Origin of the sequence: Oceanibaculum sp. (assembly GCF_022449305.1) — a bacterium.
Classification (GTDB): domain Bacteria; phylum Pseudomonadota; class Alphaproteobacteria; order Oceanibaculales; family Oceanibaculaceae; genus Oceanibaculum; species Oceanibaculum indicum.
Window position 1 is genome coordinate 32,805 of sequence record NZ_JAKUSO010000007.1, and the last position, 18,953, is coordinate 51,757.

The window sequence follows — 18,953 nt, forward strand, 5'->3', positions numbered from 1 at the left end:
TGGATGCCGGCCTGAGCAGGCTGAACCCTGGATTCCCGGCACAAGGCCGGGAATGACGGCTTTAAGAGAGTTGCCCCCTCACCCGGTTCGCTTACGCTCACCACCCTCTCCCGCCAGGGGAGAGGGTTATTGTCTGCGCGCTCTGTTCTTTCCCTCTCCCCTTGCGGGAGAGGGTTGTGGAGCCTTATGAGCGAAGCGAATTAGGCGACGCTGGGTGAGGGGTAAACACTCACCGTCCGGCCAGCTTGTCCTCGACGAACTCCAGCCGGTCCTGGCCCCAGAACAGCTCGCCATCGATGATGTAGCTGGGCGCGCCGAATACGTCGCGGGCCATGGCTTCCTCGGTCGCGGTCTGGAAATCCTGCTCGACCTCGGAATTGGTTTCGGCGGCGAGCCGCAGCCCCTTGCCGTCCATGCCCAGCTTGTTGGCGACATCGACCAGCACGTCCCAGTCGGCGACGTTGCGGTCCTCCGCCCACAGCGCGGCACCACAGGCATTGGCCAGCGCCAGCGCATCGTCGCCATTCATGCGCGCGGCGATGATCATCAGGCTGGCGGGCTTGCCATCGCCGGGAAAATGCGTCGGATGGGTGACCAGCGGCACGCCCAGCTTCTTCTTCCAGCGCGCCAGCTCCAGCAGCCGGTACGCCTGGCGCTGCGGCGGGCGCTTGGCCAGCGGCAGGCCACCGGAGACGGAGAAGGCCTTGCCAAGGTCAATCGGCTTCACCGCCACCGTGGCGCCGTGCTTCTTCGCGATCTCCGCGAAGCGCTTGCCGCCCAGATAGGCCCAAGGGCTCTGCGGCGTGAAATAGTAGTCGACAATCTTGCTCATCGGTTCTCTTGCCTTTCGGTTTCCAGCGCACGCAATTCGCGGCGCATGATCTTGCCGGTCGCGGTCATCGGCAGGCTGTCCACGAAGGCGACATGGCGGGGATATTCGTGCGCCGCCAGCCGTGTCTTCACGAAGTCCTGAATGTCGCTGACCAGTTGCGCGTCGGGCAGGATGCCCGGTTTCGGCACAAGGAAAGCCTTTACCGCCTCCGTGCGCAAGGGGTCGGGCACGCCGATCACGGCTGCCATCGCCACAGCGGGATGCTTCAGCAGGCAATCCTCGATCTCCGCGGGGCCGATCCGGTAACCCGCCGAGGTGATGACATCGTCATCGCGGCCAACGAACCAGAAATACCCCTCCTCGTCCTGCCGTGCCTGATCGCCGGTCAGCAGGAAGTCGCCGGCGAACTTCGCCGCCGTAGCCTCAGGGTTCTTCCAGTATTCCAGGAACATCACCGGGTCGCCCTTGCGGATGCCGACTGTACCGACGCTTCCCACGGGCAGGATATTCCCGTCCGCATCGACGATTTGCACATCATGGCCCGGAATGGCGCGCCCCATCGCCCCCGGCCGGACCGGCAGGATGGAGGCGCAATTGCCCACCACCAGATTGCATTCGGTCTGGCCATAGAATTCGTTGACGGTCAGGCCGAAAACCTCGCGGCCCCAGTCCAGCAGCTCCGCCCCCAGCGTCTCACCGCCGGAACCGATGGAGCGCATGGCATAGTCCCAGCGGCTTTTCGGCTTCTCGACCTGGCGCATCATCTTCAGCGCGGTCGGCGGCAGAAAGGCATTGCGCACGCCATGCTTGGCCATCAGGTGGAAGGCGTGCTCCGGGTCGAACTTGCGCATACGGTGGGACAGCACCGGCACGCCGTGATGCCAGCTGGGCAGCAGCACATCGATCAGCCCGCCGATCCAGGCCCAGTCGGCCGGTGTCCAGAACAGGTCACCCGGCTGCGGAAAGAATTCCTGCGGAAACTCGACGCCCGGCAGATGGCCCAGCAGCGTGCGATGCGCATGCAGCGCGCCCTTGGGCTGGCCGGTGGTACCGGAGGTATAGATGATGAGGGCGGGGTCGTCGGCGGCGCTGTCGATGGGGATTAAACTGTCGCTGGCCTTCGTAAGCGCGGTCTCCAGCGACAGGAAGAAATCGCTGTCCCGTGCCGCATCCGCCGCCAGCACGACGGAAAGGTCCGGCAGGGCCGGGCGGATTTCTTCAATCACCGGCAGCCGTTCGGCATCGGTGACCAGCGCGCGGCAGCCGGCATTGCCGAGGCGGTATTCCAGAGCCTCCGGCCCGAACAGGGTGAACAAGGGCACGGCGATCAGCCCGGCCTTGTAGCAGGCGACATGGGCAATCGCCGCCTCCGGCCGCTGCGGCAACAGGATGCCGACCCGGTCACCCGGCGTCAGCCCCTGCGCCAGCAGCACATTGGCGAGCCGGTTCGACAGGCGCGATATCTCGCCGAAGCTATAGCGGCGGATCGAGCCATCCTCATTTTCGTGGATCAGCGCCAGTGCTGACGGGTCGTGCCGGTCGCACACATCGACGCCGATATTGTAGCGCTGCGGCACCCGCCAGCGGAATCCGGCGACGGCCTCCTCATAGCGTGCCGCTCTGGCCAGCATGGCGTCTCATCCTCCCACTTTTCTTGTTGGGAGGATGATAACGGCGGAGCGGAAGCTTTTACTAGGTGCGAAGGCCCTAAGTGCGAAGGCCGGTCGTGCCGACCTGCCCCGGTTTCATGCCGCGCAGCTCCTCCAGCAGGTCCTGGCCGACATTGCCGGTGACGCTCTTGCCGTGGTCGTACTGGTAGCGCTCGATGGCCTGCCGGGTCGCCGGGCCATACAGCCCGTCAATGGCACCGCCATAATAGCCCAGCCGCAGCAGCTCGCGCTGCACGTCGCGGGTCAGCGGATCGCCCGCCACCTGCTTCGGGGCTGCGCTGCCCGTGCCCGCCGACACTTCCGGCCGCGCGAACTTCATATGGTCCAGCACATCCTTGCTGGCGACGCCATCGACCGGCAGGCCGGCCTTGCGCTGATAGTCGCGGAGGGCGCTGCGCGTGCGCGGCCCCATTGCGCCATCGACCGGGCCGGCCTTGAAGCCCTTCTCGTTCAGCGTCTCCTGGATCGCGCGGATCGTGGCGGTGCGCATCTGCTCCGGCATGCTCTCCACCGCCTGTGCCATGACCAGCGGCGTCGGCACCGGCGCGTGGTCGGGCACCGGCGGCAGGGTCATGCCGGCCGCCGGCTTGGCCAGCGCCCAGAAGGCGATGGCGGCCAGTGCCAGCAACGCGACCCGGCCTGGTTCGGTTTTCGCAGCCGTCACAAGAGATTTGGCGCGCATCGGACCGGCTCCCTAATTCACCATCTTCCAGCTGCCATCGGCCTGTCGGCAGGCCACGCCATGGGCGTTCTGCGACTTGCCGTCGACATAGACCGTTGTCTGATACTCGCGGCAATATTCGCCGCTGGAGGCGGTGCCGTCGCGCACCGGCGTTACCGTGCCGGAATTGCCGCTGTTCGGATTGTTCCAGGTGATGGTCTGGCCGACCGGTGCCGTATTGGCGCGGTTGAAGGCGTTCTGTGCACGCTGGCGATCCACATCATCCAGCCCGCGGCCAACCTCGGAACCCAGATAGGCGCCCAGCAGCGCGCCCGCCGCCGTGGCTGCCAGCTGGCCGGTGCCACTGCCGAACTGCGCGCCCGCAACGGCGCCGCCGACACCGCCGAGAACGCCGCCGATGCCCTGCTTGGTGCCGACACCGCTATTCTCGCAGGCGGCAAGCGCCAGCGGAGCGGCAAGTGCGATGGCGATGATCCTGGTACGCATCTTTATTCTCCCTTGTGGGATGCAATCCTGTACACCGGTGTAACGGGTCCAGCGCTACCCGGTTCCTCACCTTTCAACGCCATTGCGGCGAAATTCCGTCGCGGCTTTGTAAAGATCGCACTTGGCCCATGCGGTGAAAGCGCGGCAGGATGGCGCCACCGATTCCCTGCCTGCCCCACATTCGCCCCTTACCAATTTCGAGAGACATTCCATGACCGCCCTTCCGCCCGATCCCCTCGCCCACGGTATCGCTGCCTATGGCCGCGACCTGCGCGCCGGCAAGACCACCGCCGAAGCCGCGACCCGCGCCTATCTCGACCGCATCAAGGCACTGGACCCGAAGCTGGGCGCCTTCCAGCTGGTCATGGGCAAGCAGGCAATAACCGCCGCGAAGGCCATCGACAGGCTGCTGGCCGCCGGCACCGATCTCGGCCCGCTGATGGGCGTGCCGGTGGCGGTGAAGGACCTGTTCGCCATCGAGGGCACCAAGGCCTTCGCCGGCACGAAGCTGGACGTCGCCGACCTGATCGGCGGGGAAGGCAGCTTCGTGAGGATGCTGCGGCGCGCCGGCTGCATCATCCTGGGCAAGACCAAGACCGTCGAGTTCGCGCTGGGCGCCACCGGTATCAGCAAGCCGCGCGGCACGCCGTGGAACCCATGGGACGCCAAGGTGGCGCGCCTGCCCGGCGGCTCCTCCAGCGGCTCCGCCGTGGCGACGGCTGCCGGCCTGTGCGGGTTCGCCATCGGCTCCGACACTGGCGGCTCGGTGCGTATCCCGGCGGCGCTGTGCGGGCTGTTCGGGCTGAAGACCACGGTCGGGCTATGGGCAACGGACGGCGTGTTCCCGCTGTCGCCGACCTTCGACACCATCGGCCCGCTGACCAAATCGGCAGCGGATGCAGCGCAGGTCTTCGCCGGCCTGACCGGCCGCCCGGTGGTGCAGGCCGCACCGCTGGACGGGCTACGGCTTGGCCGGCCGGTGGGCTATTTCTTCGATAATCTGGAAAAGCCGGTAGCGCAGGCGACCAAGAAGGCGCTGGAGAAGCTGGCCAAGGCCGGGGCTTCCATCGTCGATATCGAGGTGCCGGAAGCCGCCGAACGCGCGAAGATCTTCCCGGTCGTGCTTCCGGTCGAGCTGGTGGCGGCGCTGGGGCGCAAGCGCTTCAAGGCCGGCCGCCGTAAGATGGACCCGGTCGTCGGCTCCCGCGCCGAATCCGGCCTCACGGTTGGCGCGCCGGAATATCTGCACGCGATCTGGCGCACCCGCGACCTGGAGAAGATCGCCGAACAGCGCATGGCGGGGCTGGATGGCTGGATCACGCCGACCTCGCCGATCCTGCCGGCACCGGTGGCTGATCTCGAAGACCCGGAAGTCGGCGGCAAATATGCGCGGCTGGTGACGCAGAACACCCAGCCCGGCAACCTTTTCCGCCAGTCCGGCACCTCGACGCCAATCCAGCATCTCGGCGATGGCGACCTGCCGATCGGCCTGCAGCTGCTCTGCCCCGGCTTCGCAGAGGAACGCGCGCTTTCGATCGCTCTGGCGATGGAGGAGCTGTTCGGCACGCCGCCTGCCCCGAACCTGAAGGGGTTTGTGTAAGGGGTAGCTGAGAACCCCCTCGCCCCTGCCGGGGCGAGGGAAAGCCGCTAAAGCTCCGGCTTGCCGAGTATCCACATCAGCGCGTAGGTGCCGCTGTCGATGGCTTTCAGCCCCGGCAGGCTGGCCGATGAAACCGCCTTGGCGGCGGCAGCGGCGACCTCCGCCGAGGTGGTATCGACCAGCACGATCCAGTCCTTCGCTTCCGGCGCGTCTTTCGGCGCGTCCTTGTGCTCGGCCAGCGGCTTGGACAGTTCCGGGTCGCTTTCCATGATATGGGCGGCCAGCGTGCCATCCTTCGTCACAAGGTCCGCCAGAACCACCTTCAGCGCCTCGCGCGCCGTGGCGGAATCATTGTCCGCCGGGCGCAGCCGGATCACCGCCGCGGCGCCGCCAAGGCCGGCGCCAAGACCGGCGGTCGTGCGGGCGACCTGGCGCTTCACATTCTGGAAATTCGCCATCACCTTCTTCGACCAGTCGGTCTGGTTCGCCAGCATCTGCTTGTAGGCCGGACTGGAGAGGACGGCGAAATCCTCCGTCTCGTAGAAGGAGATATATTTCGGGCTGGCCGAGACGGCGATATAGCGCCGCGCCGACAGGAAGCCCGGAATTCCTACCCGCTCCGCAATATGCTCGCGGTCGTACCAGCGATTGAACTCCTCCTCCAATGCTATGGGAATGTCGGTTCCCACGATCAGCATGCCGGTGCCCTGCAGCGCCATCTCGTCTCCTTTTCGCGTGGCGTATGACCAAAGTTGTCATCAATGTTGCACAACTCCGGGGGCGATTGTAGCGTGCCGTTCCTTCCCTTTCCGGCCCGCCCGAATGGAGTGCCTTCATGACTGCTTCCTCTCCCGCTGGCTCATCCGCTGGTGCGCGTCTCGCCGTCGATATCGGCGGCACCTTCACCGATGTGGCTCTGGAGGTTGGCGGCCGGCTGGTAACGACCAAGGTGCTGACCACGCCGGCAGCCCCGGAGGAAGGCGTGCTGACCGGCATCGCCAAGGTGATCGAGCAGGCCGGCATCGCGCCGTCCGACGTGTCGATCATCATCCATGGCACCACGCTGGCGACTAATGCGCTGATCGAGCGCAAGGGGGCGAAGACCGCGCTGCTGACCACCGAGGGCTTCCGCGATTCCGTGGAGATGGCCTACGAGAACCGGTTCGAGCAGTACGACATCAATATCGACCGGCCGAAGCCGCTGGTGCCGCGCCATCTGCGCCTGCCGGTGCGCGAACGGCTGAATGTGAAGGGCGAGGCGCTGATCCCGCTGGACGAGCAGTCGGTACGGGACCTGATCCCGGTGCTGAAGCGCGAGGACGTGGAGAGCATCGCCATCGGCTTCATCCATGCCTACGCCAACCCGGCGCATGAGCAGCGCACGGCGGATATCCTGCGCGAGGCCCTGCCCGACCTGTCCTATACGCTGTCCTCCGAGGTCTGCCCGGAAGTGCGCGAGTATGAGCGGCAATCGACCACCTGCGCCAACGCCTATGTGCAGCCGCTGATGGCCAGCTACCTCGCCCGGCTGAAGGCGCAGCTGCACGATCTGGGCTATGGCTGCCCGTTCTTCATGATCACCTCCGGCGGCGGTCTGACGGCGCTGGAAACGGCGATGAAATTCCCGATCCGGCTGGTCGAATCCGGCCCGGCCGGCGGCGCCATCCTGGCCAGCCGCATCGCCGCCGAATGCGGGCTCGACGAAGTGGTGTCCTACGATATGGGCGGCACCACGGCGAAGCTGTGCCTGATCGACAAAGCGCAGCCGCTGGCCTCCCGCACCTTCGAGGTGGACCGCGTCTATCGCTTCATGAAGGGCAGCGGCCTGCCCATCCGCATCCCCGTCATCGAGATGGTGGAGATCGGGGCGGGCGGCGGCTCCATCGCCCATGTCGACACCATGAAGCGCATCACCGTCGGCCCGGAATCCGCCGGCTCCGTCCCCGGCCCGGCCTGCTATGGACGGGGCGGCACGCAGCCCACCGTGACCGACGCCGATGTGGTGATGGGCCGCATCGACCCTGACGTCTTCGCCGGCGGCTCGGTCAGCCTGTCGCCGGAAAAGTCGAAGGCGGCGATGGCGACGGAGATCGGCGCGAAGCTGAACCTCTCCGACGCACTGGCTGCCTTCGGCATCGCCGAGGTGGTGGACGAGAACATGGCGAATGCGGCGCGCGTGCACGCCATCGAATGGGGCAAGGACATCGCCAAGCGCGCGATGATCGCCTTCGGCGGTGCCGCGCCGCTGCATGCGGCACGGCTCGCCGAGAAACTGGAGATCGACCGCGTCATCATCCCGACCGGGGCCGGTGTCGGCTCGGCGCTGGGTTTCCTGAAGGCCCCCGTCGCCTATGAGGTGGTGCGCAGCCGGCACATGAAGCTTTCCCAGTTCGACGCCTCCGTCGCCAACGCGACGCTGAAGGAGATGCAGGAGGAGGCGCTGGCCATCGTGCGCGAGGGCGCGCCGAAGGCGGAACTGGTGGAAATCCGGCAGGCCTATATGCGCTATGTCGGCCAGGGCCACGAGATCGCCGTCGATGTGCCGGTGCGCGACCTGACGCAGGCCGACGCGCAGCATATGGCCGATGTGTTCGCCAAAGCCTATGCGGCGCTGTATGGCCGGACCATCCCCAATCTCGATATCGAGATCCTGAGCTGGACGCTGACCGTCAGCACGAAGGTGGAGAAGCCCGCGACCGTGCCGATGCCGGTGGAGAGCCTGCCGGCTCCGAAACCGAAATCGCGCAAGCCGATCTTCGATCCGGTGAAGACCGACCATGTCGAGGCCGGCATCTACTGGCGGCCCGACCTGAAGCCCGGCATGCGCGTGCCCGGCCCGGCGCTGATCGCCGAGGAACAGACCACCACCGTCGTCTCCTCCAGCTTCGATGCGCTGATCAACGAGCTGGAGTATATTGTTCTCGTCCGCAAGACGGCCGCCTGAGGAAGGACATCGCGATGACCCGGAATTCCGCCCTCGACCAGATCCATCTGCAGATCATGTGGAACCGCCTGCTCTCGGTTGTCGAGGAACAGGCGCAGGCACTGATCCGCACCGCCTTCTCCACCTCCGTGCGCGAGGCTGGCGATCTGTCCGCCGGCGTGTTCGACACGCGCGGCCGCATGCTGGCGCAGGCCGTCACCGGCACGCCCGGCCATGTGAACGCGATGGCCGCCTCGGTCGGCTTCTTCCTGGAACGGTTCCCGGCGGAAACGATGAAGGAAGGCGACGTCTTCGTCACCAACGACCCCTGGCTCGGCACCGGCCATCTGCACGATTTCACCGTCGTTACGCCCACCTTCAAGGACGGCAAGATGGTCGCGCTGTTCGCCTCGACCAGCCATGTCGTCGATGTCGGCGGGCGCGGCTTCGGCGCCGATGGGCGGCAGGTCTATGAGGAAGGCATCAACATCCCGATCATGCATCTGGCCCATGCCGGCACGATGAACGAATCGCTGCTGCAGATCGTTCGCGCCAATGTGCGCGAGCCGGTGCAGGTGGAAGGCGACCTCTATTCGCTGGCGGCCTGCAACGAGACCGGCAGCCGCCGGCTGGTGGACATGATGCGGGAATTCAGCCTGGACAGCATCGACCCGCTGGGCGAGCACATCATCGAGCACAGCCGGGCGGCGATGCTGGAGGAAATCCGCGCGCTGAAGGCCGGTACCTACAAGAATTCGATGCGCATCGACGGCTATGACAAGCCGATCGACATCGTCGCCACCATGAAGGTCGGCGAGAACGGCATCGATGTGGATTTCGATGGTACCTCGCCGGTCTCCACCTACGGCATCAACGTGCCGCTGACCTATACCCAGGCCTATGCCAGCTTCGGCGTGCGCTGCATGATCGGCGGCAAGGTGCCGAACAATGCCGGCTCGCTGGAGCCTGTCCGCATCACCGCGACGGAAGGCTCCATCCTGAACGCGCCACATCCCTGCGCCGTCGCCGCGCGCCACGCCATCGGCCAGATGCTGCCGGATGTGGTGCTGGGCTGCCTGGAGCAGGTGATCGGCGATGTGCCGGCGGAAGGTACCTCCTGCCTGTGGAACCCGATGCTGCTGGGTGGCCATGGGCTGGTCGGCGATGCCGATTACGGTAAGGCCACGCCGTTCGCGGTGAACCTGTTCCATACCGGCGGCACCGGCGCGCGGCCCGGCAAGGATGGGCTGTCGGCCACCGCCTTCCCGTCCGGCGTGCGCAACACCCCGGTGGAGATCAACGAGACGGTCGCCCCGCTGATCGTCTGGAAGAAGGAATACCGCACCGATTCCGGCGGGGCCGGGCGCTATCGCGGCGGCACCGGGCAGGTCATGGTGATTTCCCATGCCGAGGGCGCGCCCTTTGCGATTTCCTCCATGTTCGACCGCATGATCCACCCGCCGCGCGGCCGCAAGGGCGGTGCCGAGGGCCAGGTCGGCAAGATGTACCAGCGCGGCACAGGCACCGGCATGAAGCCGAAAGGCCGTCAGCCAATCCCCGCCGGCGAGACGCTGGTGCTGGAAATGCCCGGCGGCGGCGGCTTCGGCCGCCCCTATGAGCGGCCGGCAGCGGAGGTTGCGGCCGACGTGCTGGCCGGCTTCGTCTCCCGCGAGGCGGCGGAGCGCGACTATGGCGTGGTGCTGAATGACAATTACGGTGTGGACGAGGCCGCCACGCAGCAGCGCCGGTCACAGGCAGCGGCGGAGTAATTCATTATCGTCACCCTCGGGCTTGACCCGAGGGTCCAGAGAAACGGAGCCGTTCGCTGGATGGTCGGATCAAGTCCGACCATGACGAAATTATAGGAACCCCTAAGCCAGCTTCTCTTTCGTCTTCAGGAAGCGCAGCTTGGGGTTCTGCTCGATGGCGGTGTCGAGGTGCCAGTTGTTGCGCGCGAGGAAGACGGGGTCGCCGTCATGATCCTCCGCCAGGGTCGAGCCGTTGGCGTCGCGGAACTTCTTCAGCAGCAGCGGATCGTCCGATTCGATCCAGCGCGCGGTAATGTACTGGGTCTGCTCGAACTTCACCGGGATGCCGTATTCGGTGCGGATACGGTCGGCCAGCACGTCGAACTGCAGCACGCCGACCACACCGACGATCCAGCCGGAATCGAGGTTCGGCTTGAACACGCGGGCCGCCCCCTCCTCCGCCAGCTGGATCAGCGCCGCCCCCAGATGCTTCGCCTTCATCGGGTCTTCGGGTCGCACCCGCTGCAGCATTTCCGGCGCGAAGCTGGGAATGCCGGTGAACTGGATCGGCTCGCCCTCGGTCAGCGCGTCGCCGATGCGCAGATTGCCATGGTTCGGGATGCCGATGATATCGCCCGCCACCGCCTCCTCCGCGATCTCGCGGTCCTGCGCCAGGAACAGCAGCGGATTGTGCAGGTTCACCTGCTTGTCGGTGCGCACATGCTTCAGCTTCATGCCGCGCTTGAAATGGCCCGAGGCCAGCCGGAAGAAGGCGATGCGGTCGCGGTGCTTCGGGTCCATGTTCGCCTGGATCTTGAACACGAAGCCGCTGACCTTGTCCTCCAGCGGGTCGATGTTCCGGCCGACCGCCGGCTGCGGGCGCGGCGGCGGCACCAGCTCGGCCAGCCCGTCCAGCAGCTCGCGCACGCCGAAGCTGTTCACCGCACTGCCGAAATAGACCGGCGTCAGATGCCCCTCGCGGTACATCTCCATGTCGAATTCCGGCATCAGGCCGCGCGCCATCTCCACCTGTTCGCGCAGCTCCACCGCCGCATGGGACGGCAGCAGCTGGTCGATCTTCGGATCGTCCAGCCCGGTGCAGGTCACGGTCTCGCCGGAGAGCGCGCTGCGGCTCTTCGGCATCAATACCAGCTGGTCCTTCATCAGGTCGTAGCAGCCAAGGAAGCCCGGCCCCATGCCGATCGGCCAGGAGGCCGGTGTGACATGCAGCTGCAGTTCGTCCTCAATCTGCGACAGCAGCTCGAACGGGTCGCGCGCCTCGCGGTCCATCTTGTTGATGAAGGTGATGATCGGCACGTTGCGCAGGCGGCAGACCTCGAACAGCTTGCGGGTCTGCTCCTCGATGCCCTTGGCGGCGTCGATCACCATGACAGCCGAATCCACCGCCGTCAGCGTGCGGTAGGTGTCCTCGCTGAAATCCTCATGGCCCGGCGTGTCGAGCAGGTTGAAGGTGCGGTTCTCATAGTCGAAGGTCATCACCGAGACGGTGACCGAGATGCCCCGCTCCTTCTCCACCTTCATCCAGTCGGAGCGTGCACGCCGCGCGTCACCGCGCGCCTTCACGGCACCCGCAAGCTGGATGGCGCCGCCGAACAGCAGCAGCTTTTCGGTCAGCGTGGTCTTGCCGGCGTCCGGATGCGCGATGATCGCGAAGGTCCGGCGCCGCGACACGGTGTCGGCGAACTCGGTCATGGAACTCATAAGGGCGTTTCGAAACGTGGGCGTTAGGTGCCCCGTCGCGCCCGCGAAGTCAATGGCCGCTGGGAAATTCCCCCTTGCCTGCTGGCCCGTTCTGCGGCCAACTTGATAGCAAGAGTTACATTTCAGGGATGCCATCGCGATGACCGAAACCACCGTAATCCGCAATGCCGACTGGGTCGTGGCCCTCGACAAGGTTAAGGGCGAGCATGTCTATCTGCGCGATGCCGACGTCGCCTTCGAGGACAACCGCATCACCCATGTCGGCAAGGGCTACGAGGGCAAGGCGGACCGCGAGATCGACGGCCGCAACCGCGTCGTCATGCCGGGCATGGTCAATGTCCATTCCCACCCGACCAGCGAACCGCTGCGCAAGGGCATCACCGACGAGACCCGCAGCCCCGGCTTCTGGCATTCATCGCTGTACGAATATCTGACCGTCTTCGAGAACGATCCCGATGGCTATCAGGCCTGCATGCAGGTGGCGATGGCGGAGCTGCTGATGAGCGGCTGCACCACCGTGGCCGATCTGTCGATTGCCTTCGAGGGCTGGCTTGATACGCTGGCCGACAGCGGCATCCGCGCCGTGGTCGCGCCGATGTACCGCGACGCGCGCTGGTACACGACCGACGGGCACGAGCTGAAATATGACTGGAACCCGGAGAATGGCCGCAAGGGCTTCGAGAAGGCACGGCGGATCATCGACCTTGCCAACCAGCACCCGTCCGGCCGGCTGTCCGGCATGGTCTGCCCGGCGCAGATCGACACCTGCACGCCGGAGCTGATCCGCGACAGCTTCGACTATGCGGTGGAGAAGAACCTGCCGTTCCAGATCCACGCCGCGCAGGCGGTGACCGAATTCCTGGAGATGCAGCGCCGCCACGGGCTGACGCCGATCCAGTGGATGGAGTCCATCGGCGCGCTGGGCGAGCATTCGATCATCGGCCACGGCATCTTCCTCGACCATCACCCCTGGCTGCACTGGACGACGCGCAAGGATCTGGGCCTGCTGGCCGACAGCGGCTCGACCGTGGCGCACTGCCCGACCGTGTTCGCCCGGCGCGGCATCACGCTGCGCACCTTCGGCGGCTATATCCGGGCCGGCGTGAATATGGGCATCGGCACCGACACCTATCCGCACAATTTCCTGGAGGAGATGCGCTGCGTCGCCATGTATGCCCGCGTCATCGGCGAGAGCGTGGACGACCTGAACACCTCCGACGTGTTCAACGCCGCCACGCTGGGCGGGGCACGGGCCCTGCGCCAGCCGGACATCGGCGGCATCGCGCCCGGCTTCAAGGCCGATATCGTGCTGCTGGACGCCAAGCACCCGGCGATGATGCCGCTGCGTGAGCCGGTGCGCAGCCTGGTCTATGTCGCCGGCGACCGCGCGGTGAACGATGTGTTCGTCGATGGACGACAGGTGGTGCAGGACGGCAAGTGCCTGACCATCGATCTGCAGGCTGCCTCCGAAGCGCTGGAGGAGGCGCAGAAGCGCTCCCTGAAGAAGGTCTCCAAGCTGGACTGGAACAATCGCAGCGCCGACGAGCTGGCCCCTATGGCCTATCGTACCGTTGACCGGCTAAACTGACTTCGAATCGTCACTCAACTCTCAAAAAAAGAAACGCCCAAACCATGACCAAGACCTATTTTCCGGCTGCCGGTTCCGACTGGGAACGGCAGGAGCCGGCGGCTGCCGGTTTCGATGCCACGGCCCTTCAGGCCGCCGTCGATCACGCCATCTCGCATGAGACCGGCTGGGACCGCGACATCATGAAGGTGCTGACCGAGGGCCATTTCGAGCCGCCGCCCTATAACGAGATCCTGGGGCCGGTGCGCGAGCGCACGGGGCCGAACGGCCTTATCCTGAAGGGCGGGCGCATCGTCGCCGAATGGGGCGATACCAGCCGCGCCGACATGACCTTCTCGGTCTCCAAGAGCTACCTGTCGATCTGCGCCGGCCTGGCGGTGAAGAAGGGGCTGATCAAGGACATCCACGCCCCGATCCGCGAGCTGGTGAAGGATGGCGGCTTCGAGTCGGAGCAGAACCGCGACATCACCTGGCATCATCTGCTGCAGCAGACCAGCGAATGGGAAGGCACGCTGTGGGACAAGCCGGACCTGCTGGACCGCCACCGCGACCTGACCAGCGAGGGGGCCAATTCCAAGAAGGGCACCCACCGCGACCTGCAGAAGCCGGGCAGCTTCTGGGAATATAACGACATCCGCGTGAACCGGCTGTCGCTGGCCCTGCTGCGCGTGCTGGGCGAAGGCCTGCCTGCCGTGCTGAAGCGCGAGGTGATGGACCCGATCGGCGCCTCGCAGGACTGGGAATGGCATGGCTATCGCAATTCCTATGTCGAGATCGGCGGCCGCCAAGTCCAGTCCGTCTCCGGCGGCGGCCACTGGGGCGGCGGCATGATGATCGGCTCGCGCGACCATGCCCGCGTTGGCTTGCTGATGGCCAACAAGGGCACGTGGAACGGTACGGAAATCCTGCCGGAGAGCTGGATTGACGCCTCGCTGCAGCCCTGCGACCTGCAGCCGATCTATGGCTATATGTGGTGGCTGAATACCGACCGGAAGCAGTATCCCAGCGCGCCGGAGACCAGCTTCTTCGCGGTCGGCGCCGGCAATTCGATCATCTGGATGGACCCGGCGCACGACCTCGTCGCCGTGGTGCGCTGGATCGCCAAGCCGGGCTTCGACGGTTTCTGCCGACGCGTGATGGAGGCGATGCGCTAAGGGGGTGCCATGTCCTCCCCCGCCCCCTCCCCGGATTCGGGCGCCCTTCCCAACGCGGTGAAGGGCATCCTGTGCATGATCACCGGATCGGCGATCATCACGCTGAACGACACCGCGATGAAATGGCTGACGACCGACGGCGTGCCGGTCGGCCAGGTCATGTTCATCCGCGGCTGCGTTGCCATCGTGCTGGTCTATTTGACCATGCGCCGGCTGTTCGGCCGCGAGTCGCTGCGGGTGAACAGCTGGAAGGCGCAGCTTGCCCGCGGCTTCCTGTTCTGGCTGGCGGCCTTCATCTATAACCACGCGCTGCACCATCTGCCGCTGGCGACCGCCATTAGCCTGTCCTTCGTCGCCCCGCTGTTCGTCACCGCGCTGGCGGTGCCGCTGCTGGGCGAGCGGGTCGGCTGGCGGCGCTGGACGGCCGTGCTGGTGGGCTTTGCCGGCATGCTGATCATGATGCGGCCAGGCGGCGATATCGTGCTGATCTTCGCCACCCTGCCGATCATCGCCGCCTTCGTCGGCGCGGTGCGCGACATCCTGACCCGCAAGATGAGCGCGACCGAGAGTTCCGCCTCGATCCTGATGGTCACCACGGTCATGGTCACGCTGACCAGCGTGCCGACTGCCTTCGCCGGTGACTGGATCATGCCCGAGCCCGCGCATCTGGCGATCATGGTGGCGGCTGCCTGCTGCATGGTGCTGGCGCATTATCTGGTGATCGAGAGCCTGCGCCTGGCCGAGGCCGGCCTCGTGGTGCCGTTCAAATACACCCAGCTGATCTGGGGTGCTGTCATTGGCTTTGCGATCTGGGGCTATGTGCCGGATATCTGGCAATGGATCGGTGCCGCCGTGGTGATCGGCAGCGGGCTGTTCATCTTCCGCCGGGAGATCACCCTTGCCCGACAGAGACGATAGGCCCTCGGCCATTCCGCTGCCCAGCTCGCCGCCTGCGCAGTCGGCGCCGCCGGTACGGCGTGTCTCGGTCTCGACAGCACCGGGCAAGGGCATCGGACTGACCGTCGGCGGCACGGCGATCATCACCTTCAACGATGCCATCATGAAATGGCTGTCGGCCTTCCTGCCGGTCGGCGAGGCGCTGTTCGTGCGCGGCGGCTTCGCCATTCCCTTCATCTGCCTGCTGGCCTGCCTGACCGGTGGCTGGCGCACGCTGCGCGTGGGCCGCTGGAAGGCGCAGCTGCTGCGCGGCTCGCTTGTGGTCGCCGGCTCCTATTTTTTCTTCTATTCGGTGAAGTACCTGCCGCTGGCCGACGTGGTTGCCATCGGCTTCGCCGGGCCGCTCTTCACCACCGCGCTGGCCCCCTTCTTCCTGGGCGAGCGGGTCGGCTGGCGGCGCTGGAGTGCGGTGCTGATCGGCTTCGGCGGCGTGCTGCTGATGGTCCGCCCACAGGCCGCCTTCACCGGGGAGCTTGGCTGGATCGTGCTGCTGCCGCTGTGCGGTGCCTGCACGGGCGCCGTGCGCGACATCGTCACCCGCAAGCTGATGGCGACCGAGACCACCTCCGGTACGCTGCTGGTGACGACCTTCTGCGTCACCCTGTCCGGCCTCGCCACCTGGCCGCTGGGCTGGGTGCCGCTGGACAGCCAGCTGACACTGCTGCTGGCCGCCACCAGCATCCTGCTGGCCTCGGCGCATTTCCTGCTGATCACCGCCTATCGCTTCGCCGAGGCGGCGCTGATCGCGCCCTTCCGCTTCATCAACCTGTTGTGGGCGGCGATCTTCGGCTATCTGTTCTGGGGCGATGTCCCGAACGCGACCATGCTGGCCGGGGCCGCCGTGGTCATCGGCTCCAACCTGTTCATCTGGCACCGCGAGACGCGGCTGGCGAAGCGTCGCTAGATGACAACGTCCAGCAGCATCATGGTCACGAACCCGGCCATCAGGGCGAAGGTCGCCGGCGTCTCATAGCCATTGCGGTGGGTCTCGGGGATGACCTCATGGCTGATGACGAAGATCATCGCCCCTGCCGCCGCCGCCAGCGCCCAGGGCAGCGCCGGCTCCACGACGCTGACGAGGCCGGCGCCAATGAAGCCGCCGAACACCTCCACCACGCCAGTCAGCAGCGCGATGCCGATGGCCACTGCGCGGCTGTAGCCGAGGCCCAGCATGACCAGTGCCACGATGAAGCCCTCCGGCAAATTCTGGATGAAGATGCCGCTGGTCAGCGACAGCCCGTTGGAAATATCGCCGCCGCCGAATCCGACGCCGACCGCCAGCCCTTCCGGGAAATTATGGAAAGTGATGGCCAGCACGAACAGCCAGACCCGGCGGATTTCGACGGCATCGACATTTTCCGGCCCCTTGATCATGTGCTCATGCGGCAGGAACCGGTGCACGACATAGAGGCCGTAAGCGCCGATCATCATGCCCAGCGTGACCACAACGACGCCGGCCAGCGCGCTGCCATACTGCTCCGCACCGATATCCACGCCCTGCAGGATCAGCGAGAAGCAGGCCGCCGCCAGCATGATACCCGCCGCATAGCCCAGCAGCATGTCCTGGGTGCGCTGCGAGATGGTGGTAACGGCGAAGACCGGCAAGGCGCCGACACCGGTCGCCGCGCCCGCCGCAAGGCTGGCGATGACGCCGATCCAGATCATCGGCAGGCCGGCAAAGAACAGTTCGACACTCGCCATTGGGATTCTTTCCTTGAGCGGACGCAAAAAGGGCGCCGGACTATTTAAGACGGTCCGGCGCCCTGTGCGAGACTATTCGCGGAGGATTACTGCAACAGGCTGCGCAGCATCCAGGCGGTCTTCTCATGCGTCTGCATGCGCTGGGTCAGCAGATCGACCGTCGGTTCGTCGCCGGCCTTGTCGGCCAGCGGAAGCAACTCGCGCGCCGTGCGCACCACCGCCTCCTGGTCCTTCACCAGCTGGGCGATCATCTCCTCGGCGGAGGGAACGCCGGTCTCTTCCTTCACGCTGGACAGCTTCGCATACTGCGAATAGCTGCCCGGCGCCGGGAAACCGAGGGCACGGATACGCTCGGCAATCTCGTCCACCGCCAGCGCCAGGGCGTTGTACTGCTCCTCGAACATGAGGTGCAGCGTGTTGAACATGCGCCCGGTCACGTTCCAGTGGAAATTATGCGTCTTCAGATACAGCGTGTAGGTATCCGCGAGCAGCCGGGACAGCCCGTCCGCAATCGCCTTGCGGTCCTTCTTGCTGATGCCGATGTCGATTTCCGTACTCGTGCCCATCCGAACTCTCCTTCCGGTTGGCGAGGATGCCCCTGGGGGGATGGCCGATGATGACCTGGATCAGGCGGCCTCCTGCGCCTTGTTTACTTGCGCGCTGACAGCCTCCGCTTCAAGGGTGACTGCAACCGCATGAACCACGGCGGCGATGCGGATCGACGCCTGGATGGCCTCGCTCTTCAGGCCGTGCTTCAGCAGTTCGCGCTCGTGCGAATCGATGCACATGCCGCAGCCATTGATGGCGGACACGGCGAGGCTCCACAGCTCGAAATCCGCCTTGTCCACGCCCGGCTTGCCGATCACGTTCATGCGCAGCCGCGCCGGCATGGTGTGATACTCCTCGTTCGAGGAGAGGTGCACGAAGCGATAGTAGATGTTGTTCATACCCATGATCGCGGCAGCAGCCCGCGCGGCAGTCAGCGCCTCCGGCGACAGCTTCGAGGCGGCCTGCGCCTCGATGGCGGCGATCACCTCGGCATTGCGCGAGGCAATCGCGGATGCGAGGAAGGTGCCCCACAGCTGCTGCTGGGTCAGGGTCTCCTCATCGGCGAGGCTGGACAGGTTCAGCTTCAGGTCGCGCGCATAGTCGGGCAGCGCGCTCTTCAGGGTGTCGATGCTCATGGCAGGCTCCTTATTGGAAATCCGGTGAAGGCAGAGAGCGGCGGACGGTTCACCCGCGGGGGATGAGAGGGTGGGATGACGGGTGGCCATCCGCCGCCCCTCAGGCGCTGTTTAGGCGGCCTTGAGGGTCTCTTCGCCCTTCTGCCAGTTGCACGGGCACAGTTCGTCGGTCTGCAGCGCGTCCAGCACGCGGATGACTTCCTTCGGGTTACGGCCGACCGACAGGTCGTTCACCGACACGAAGCGGATGATGCCGTCCGGATCGACGATGAAGGTGGCGCGGTTGGCGACGCCCTCTTCCTTGTCGAGAATGCCGAGGGCAGCGCTCAGCTCCTTCTTGATGTCGGCCAGCCATGGATAGGTGACAGCCTTCAGGTCATCGCGGCTCTGGCGCCAGGCGACATGCACGAACTCGGAGTCGGTGGAGCCGCCGATAAGAACCGCGTCGCGATCCGCGAAATCCTCGTTCAGCTCGCCGAACGCCACGATCTCGGTCGGGCACACGAAGGTGAAGTCCTTCGGCCAGAACATGTAGACCTTCCACTTGCCCTCGAAGCTGTCCTGGTTCAGAACCGGGAAGTCCTTCGGCAGCTCGGCCGACTCAACGGCCTTCAGGGAATAAGCGGGGAACTTGTCGCCAATGGTAAGCATGTTGATGTCTCTCCATGAATTGGGTTCGGGTAAGCCGACAAACGGAATATGCTGC

General features: G+C 65.7%; 17 protein-coding genes. 7 read left to right on the forward strand and 10 right to left on the reverse strand.

Annotated elements, in window-relative coordinates:
• Positions 1 to 229 precede the first annotated feature (229 nt).
• The 4 genes from MK313_RS04185 to MK313_RS04200 form a co-directional block, all read right to left on the reverse strand.
• Positions 230 to 832 carry a 2-hydroxychromene-2-carboxylate isomerase gene (locus tag MK313_RS04185; protein ID WP_121218232.1) on the reverse strand — a complete coding sequence of 201 codons (603 nt, stop codon included), beginning with the start codon at positions 830 to 832 and terminating at the stop codon, positions 230 to 232.
• Positions 829 to 2,463, reverse strand: a complete 1,635-nt coding sequence (locus tag MK313_RS04190; protein ID WP_121218234.1) for an acyl-CoA synthetase — start codon at positions 2,461 to 2,463, stop codon at positions 829 to 831. The genes MK313_RS04185 and MK313_RS04190 overlap by 4 nt, the downstream gene beginning before the upstream one ends.
• Before the next feature lie 76 nt (positions 2,464 to 2,539).
• Positions 2,540 to 3,184 (reverse strand): peptidoglycan-binding domain-containing protein, encoded by a 645-nt coding sequence (locus MK313_RS04195; protein WP_287780225.1) that lies wholly within the window; start codon positions 3,182 to 3,184, stop codon positions 2,540 to 2,542.
• A 12-nt stretch (positions 3,185 to 3,196) separates the two neighbouring features.
• Positions 3,197 to 3,670, reverse strand: coding sequence for an RT0821/Lpp0805 family surface protein (locus MK313_RS04200; protein WP_287780226.1), 474 nt, complete (start codon positions 3,668 to 3,670; stop codon positions 3,197 to 3,199).
• 211 nt (positions 3,671 to 3,881) lie between these two features.
• On the opposite strand from MK313_RS04200, the gene MK313_RS04205 reads away from it, so the two are divergent.
• Positions 3,882 to 5,270: an amidase gene (locus MK313_RS04205; RefSeq protein WP_287780227.1), complete on the forward strand. Its 1,389-nt coding sequence runs from the start codon at positions 3,882 to 3,884 to the stop codon at positions 5,268 to 5,270.
• Positions 5,271 to 5,317: 47 nt separating this feature from the next.
• On the opposite strand, the gene MK313_RS04210 is transcribed toward MK313_RS04205, so the two are convergent.
• A complete protein-coding gene (locus tag MK313_RS04210) occupies positions 5,318 to 5,989 on the reverse strand; it encodes a DUF4286 family protein (RefSeq protein ID WP_287780228.1) in 672 nt (223 codons plus the stop codon).
• Between the two features lie 116 nt (positions 5,990 to 6,105).
• Between MK313_RS04210 and MK313_RS04215 the strand changes: the two genes are divergently transcribed.
• Both MK313_RS04215 and MK313_RS04220 read left to right on the forward strand, forming a co-directional pair.
• Positions 6,106 to 8,214, forward strand: a complete 2,109-nt coding sequence (locus MK313_RS04215; protein ID WP_287780229.1) for a hydantoinase/oxoprolinase family protein — start codon at positions 6,106 to 6,108, stop codon at positions 8,212 to 8,214.
• Positions 8,215 to 8,228: 14 nt separating this feature from the next.
• Positions 8,229 to 9,962, forward strand: coding sequence for a hydantoinase B/oxoprolinase family protein (locus MK313_RS04220; protein WP_287780230.1), 1,734 nt, complete (start codon positions 8,229 to 8,231; stop codon positions 9,960 to 9,962).
• 102 nt (positions 9,963 to 10,064) lie between these two features.
• Here the strand turns inward: MK313_RS04220 and MK313_RS04225 are convergent, their stop codons facing one another.
• Complete coding sequence (locus tag MK313_RS04225; RefSeq protein ID WP_287780231.1) at positions 10,065 to 11,654, reverse strand: peptide chain release factor 3; 1,590 nt, start codon at positions 11,652 to 11,654, stop codon at positions 10,065 to 10,067.
• 148 nt (positions 11,655 to 11,802) lie between these two features.
• Here MK313_RS04225 and MK313_RS04230 point away from each other — a divergent pair, with 148 nt between their 5' ends.
• The 4 genes from MK313_RS04230 to MK313_RS04245 are packed head-to-tail and all read left to right on the forward strand — an operon-like array spanning position 11,803 to position 16,266.
• Positions 11,803 to 13,251, forward strand: coding sequence for an amidohydrolase family protein (locus MK313_RS04230; RefSeq protein ID WP_287780232.1), 1,449 nt, complete (start codon positions 11,803 to 11,805; stop codon positions 13,249 to 13,251).
• Positions 13,252 to 13,295: 44 nt separating this feature from the next.
• On the forward strand, positions 13,296 to 14,405 hold the full coding sequence (locus MK313_RS04235) for a serine hydrolase domain-containing protein (RefSeq protein WP_287780233.1): 1,110 nt from the start codon (positions 13,296 to 13,298) through the stop codon (positions 14,403 to 14,405).
• A gap of 9 nt (positions 14,406 to 14,414) precedes the next feature.
• Positions 14,415 to 15,323, forward strand: a complete 909-nt coding sequence (locus MK313_RS04240; protein ID WP_287780234.1) for a DMT family transporter — start codon at positions 14,415 to 14,417, stop codon at positions 15,321 to 15,323.
• Entirely contained in the window at positions 15,304 to 16,266 is a 963-nt protein-coding gene (locus MK313_RS04245; protein WP_287780235.1) for a DMT family transporter, read from the forward strand. The genes MK313_RS04240 and MK313_RS04245 overlap by 20 nt, the downstream gene beginning before the upstream one ends.
• Here the strand turns inward: MK313_RS04245 and MK313_RS04250 are convergent.
• The 4 genes from MK313_RS04250 to MK313_RS04265 form a co-directional block, all read right to left on the reverse strand.
• The gene (locus tag MK313_RS04250; RefSeq protein WP_008944302.1) at positions 16,263 to 17,063 is read right to left on the reverse strand and encodes a ZIP family metal transporter; all 801 of its coding nucleotides are present in this window, start codon (positions 17,061 to 17,063) and stop codon (positions 16,263 to 16,265) included. The genes MK313_RS04245 and MK313_RS04250 overlap by 4 nt on opposite strands.
• 86 nt (positions 17,064 to 17,149) lie before the next feature.
• Positions 17,150 to 17,629: a Dps family protein gene (locus MK313_RS04255; RefSeq protein ID WP_008944303.1), complete on the reverse strand. Its 480-nt coding sequence runs from the start codon at positions 17,627 to 17,629 to the stop codon at positions 17,150 to 17,152.
• A 60-nt stretch (positions 17,630 to 17,689) separates the two neighbouring features.
• Positions 17,690 to 18,247: a carboxymuconolactone decarboxylase family protein gene (locus MK313_RS04260; RefSeq protein ID WP_121218255.1), complete on the reverse strand. Its 558-nt coding sequence runs from the start codon at positions 18,245 to 18,247 to the stop codon at positions 17,690 to 17,692.
• Positions 18,248 to 18,358: 111 nt separating this feature from the next.
• Positions 18,359 to 18,898: a peroxiredoxin gene (locus MK313_RS04265; RefSeq protein ID WP_008944305.1), complete on the reverse strand. Its 540-nt coding sequence runs from the start codon at positions 18,896 to 18,898 to the stop codon at positions 18,359 to 18,361.
• Positions 18,899 to 18,953: the final 55 nt, after the last annotated feature.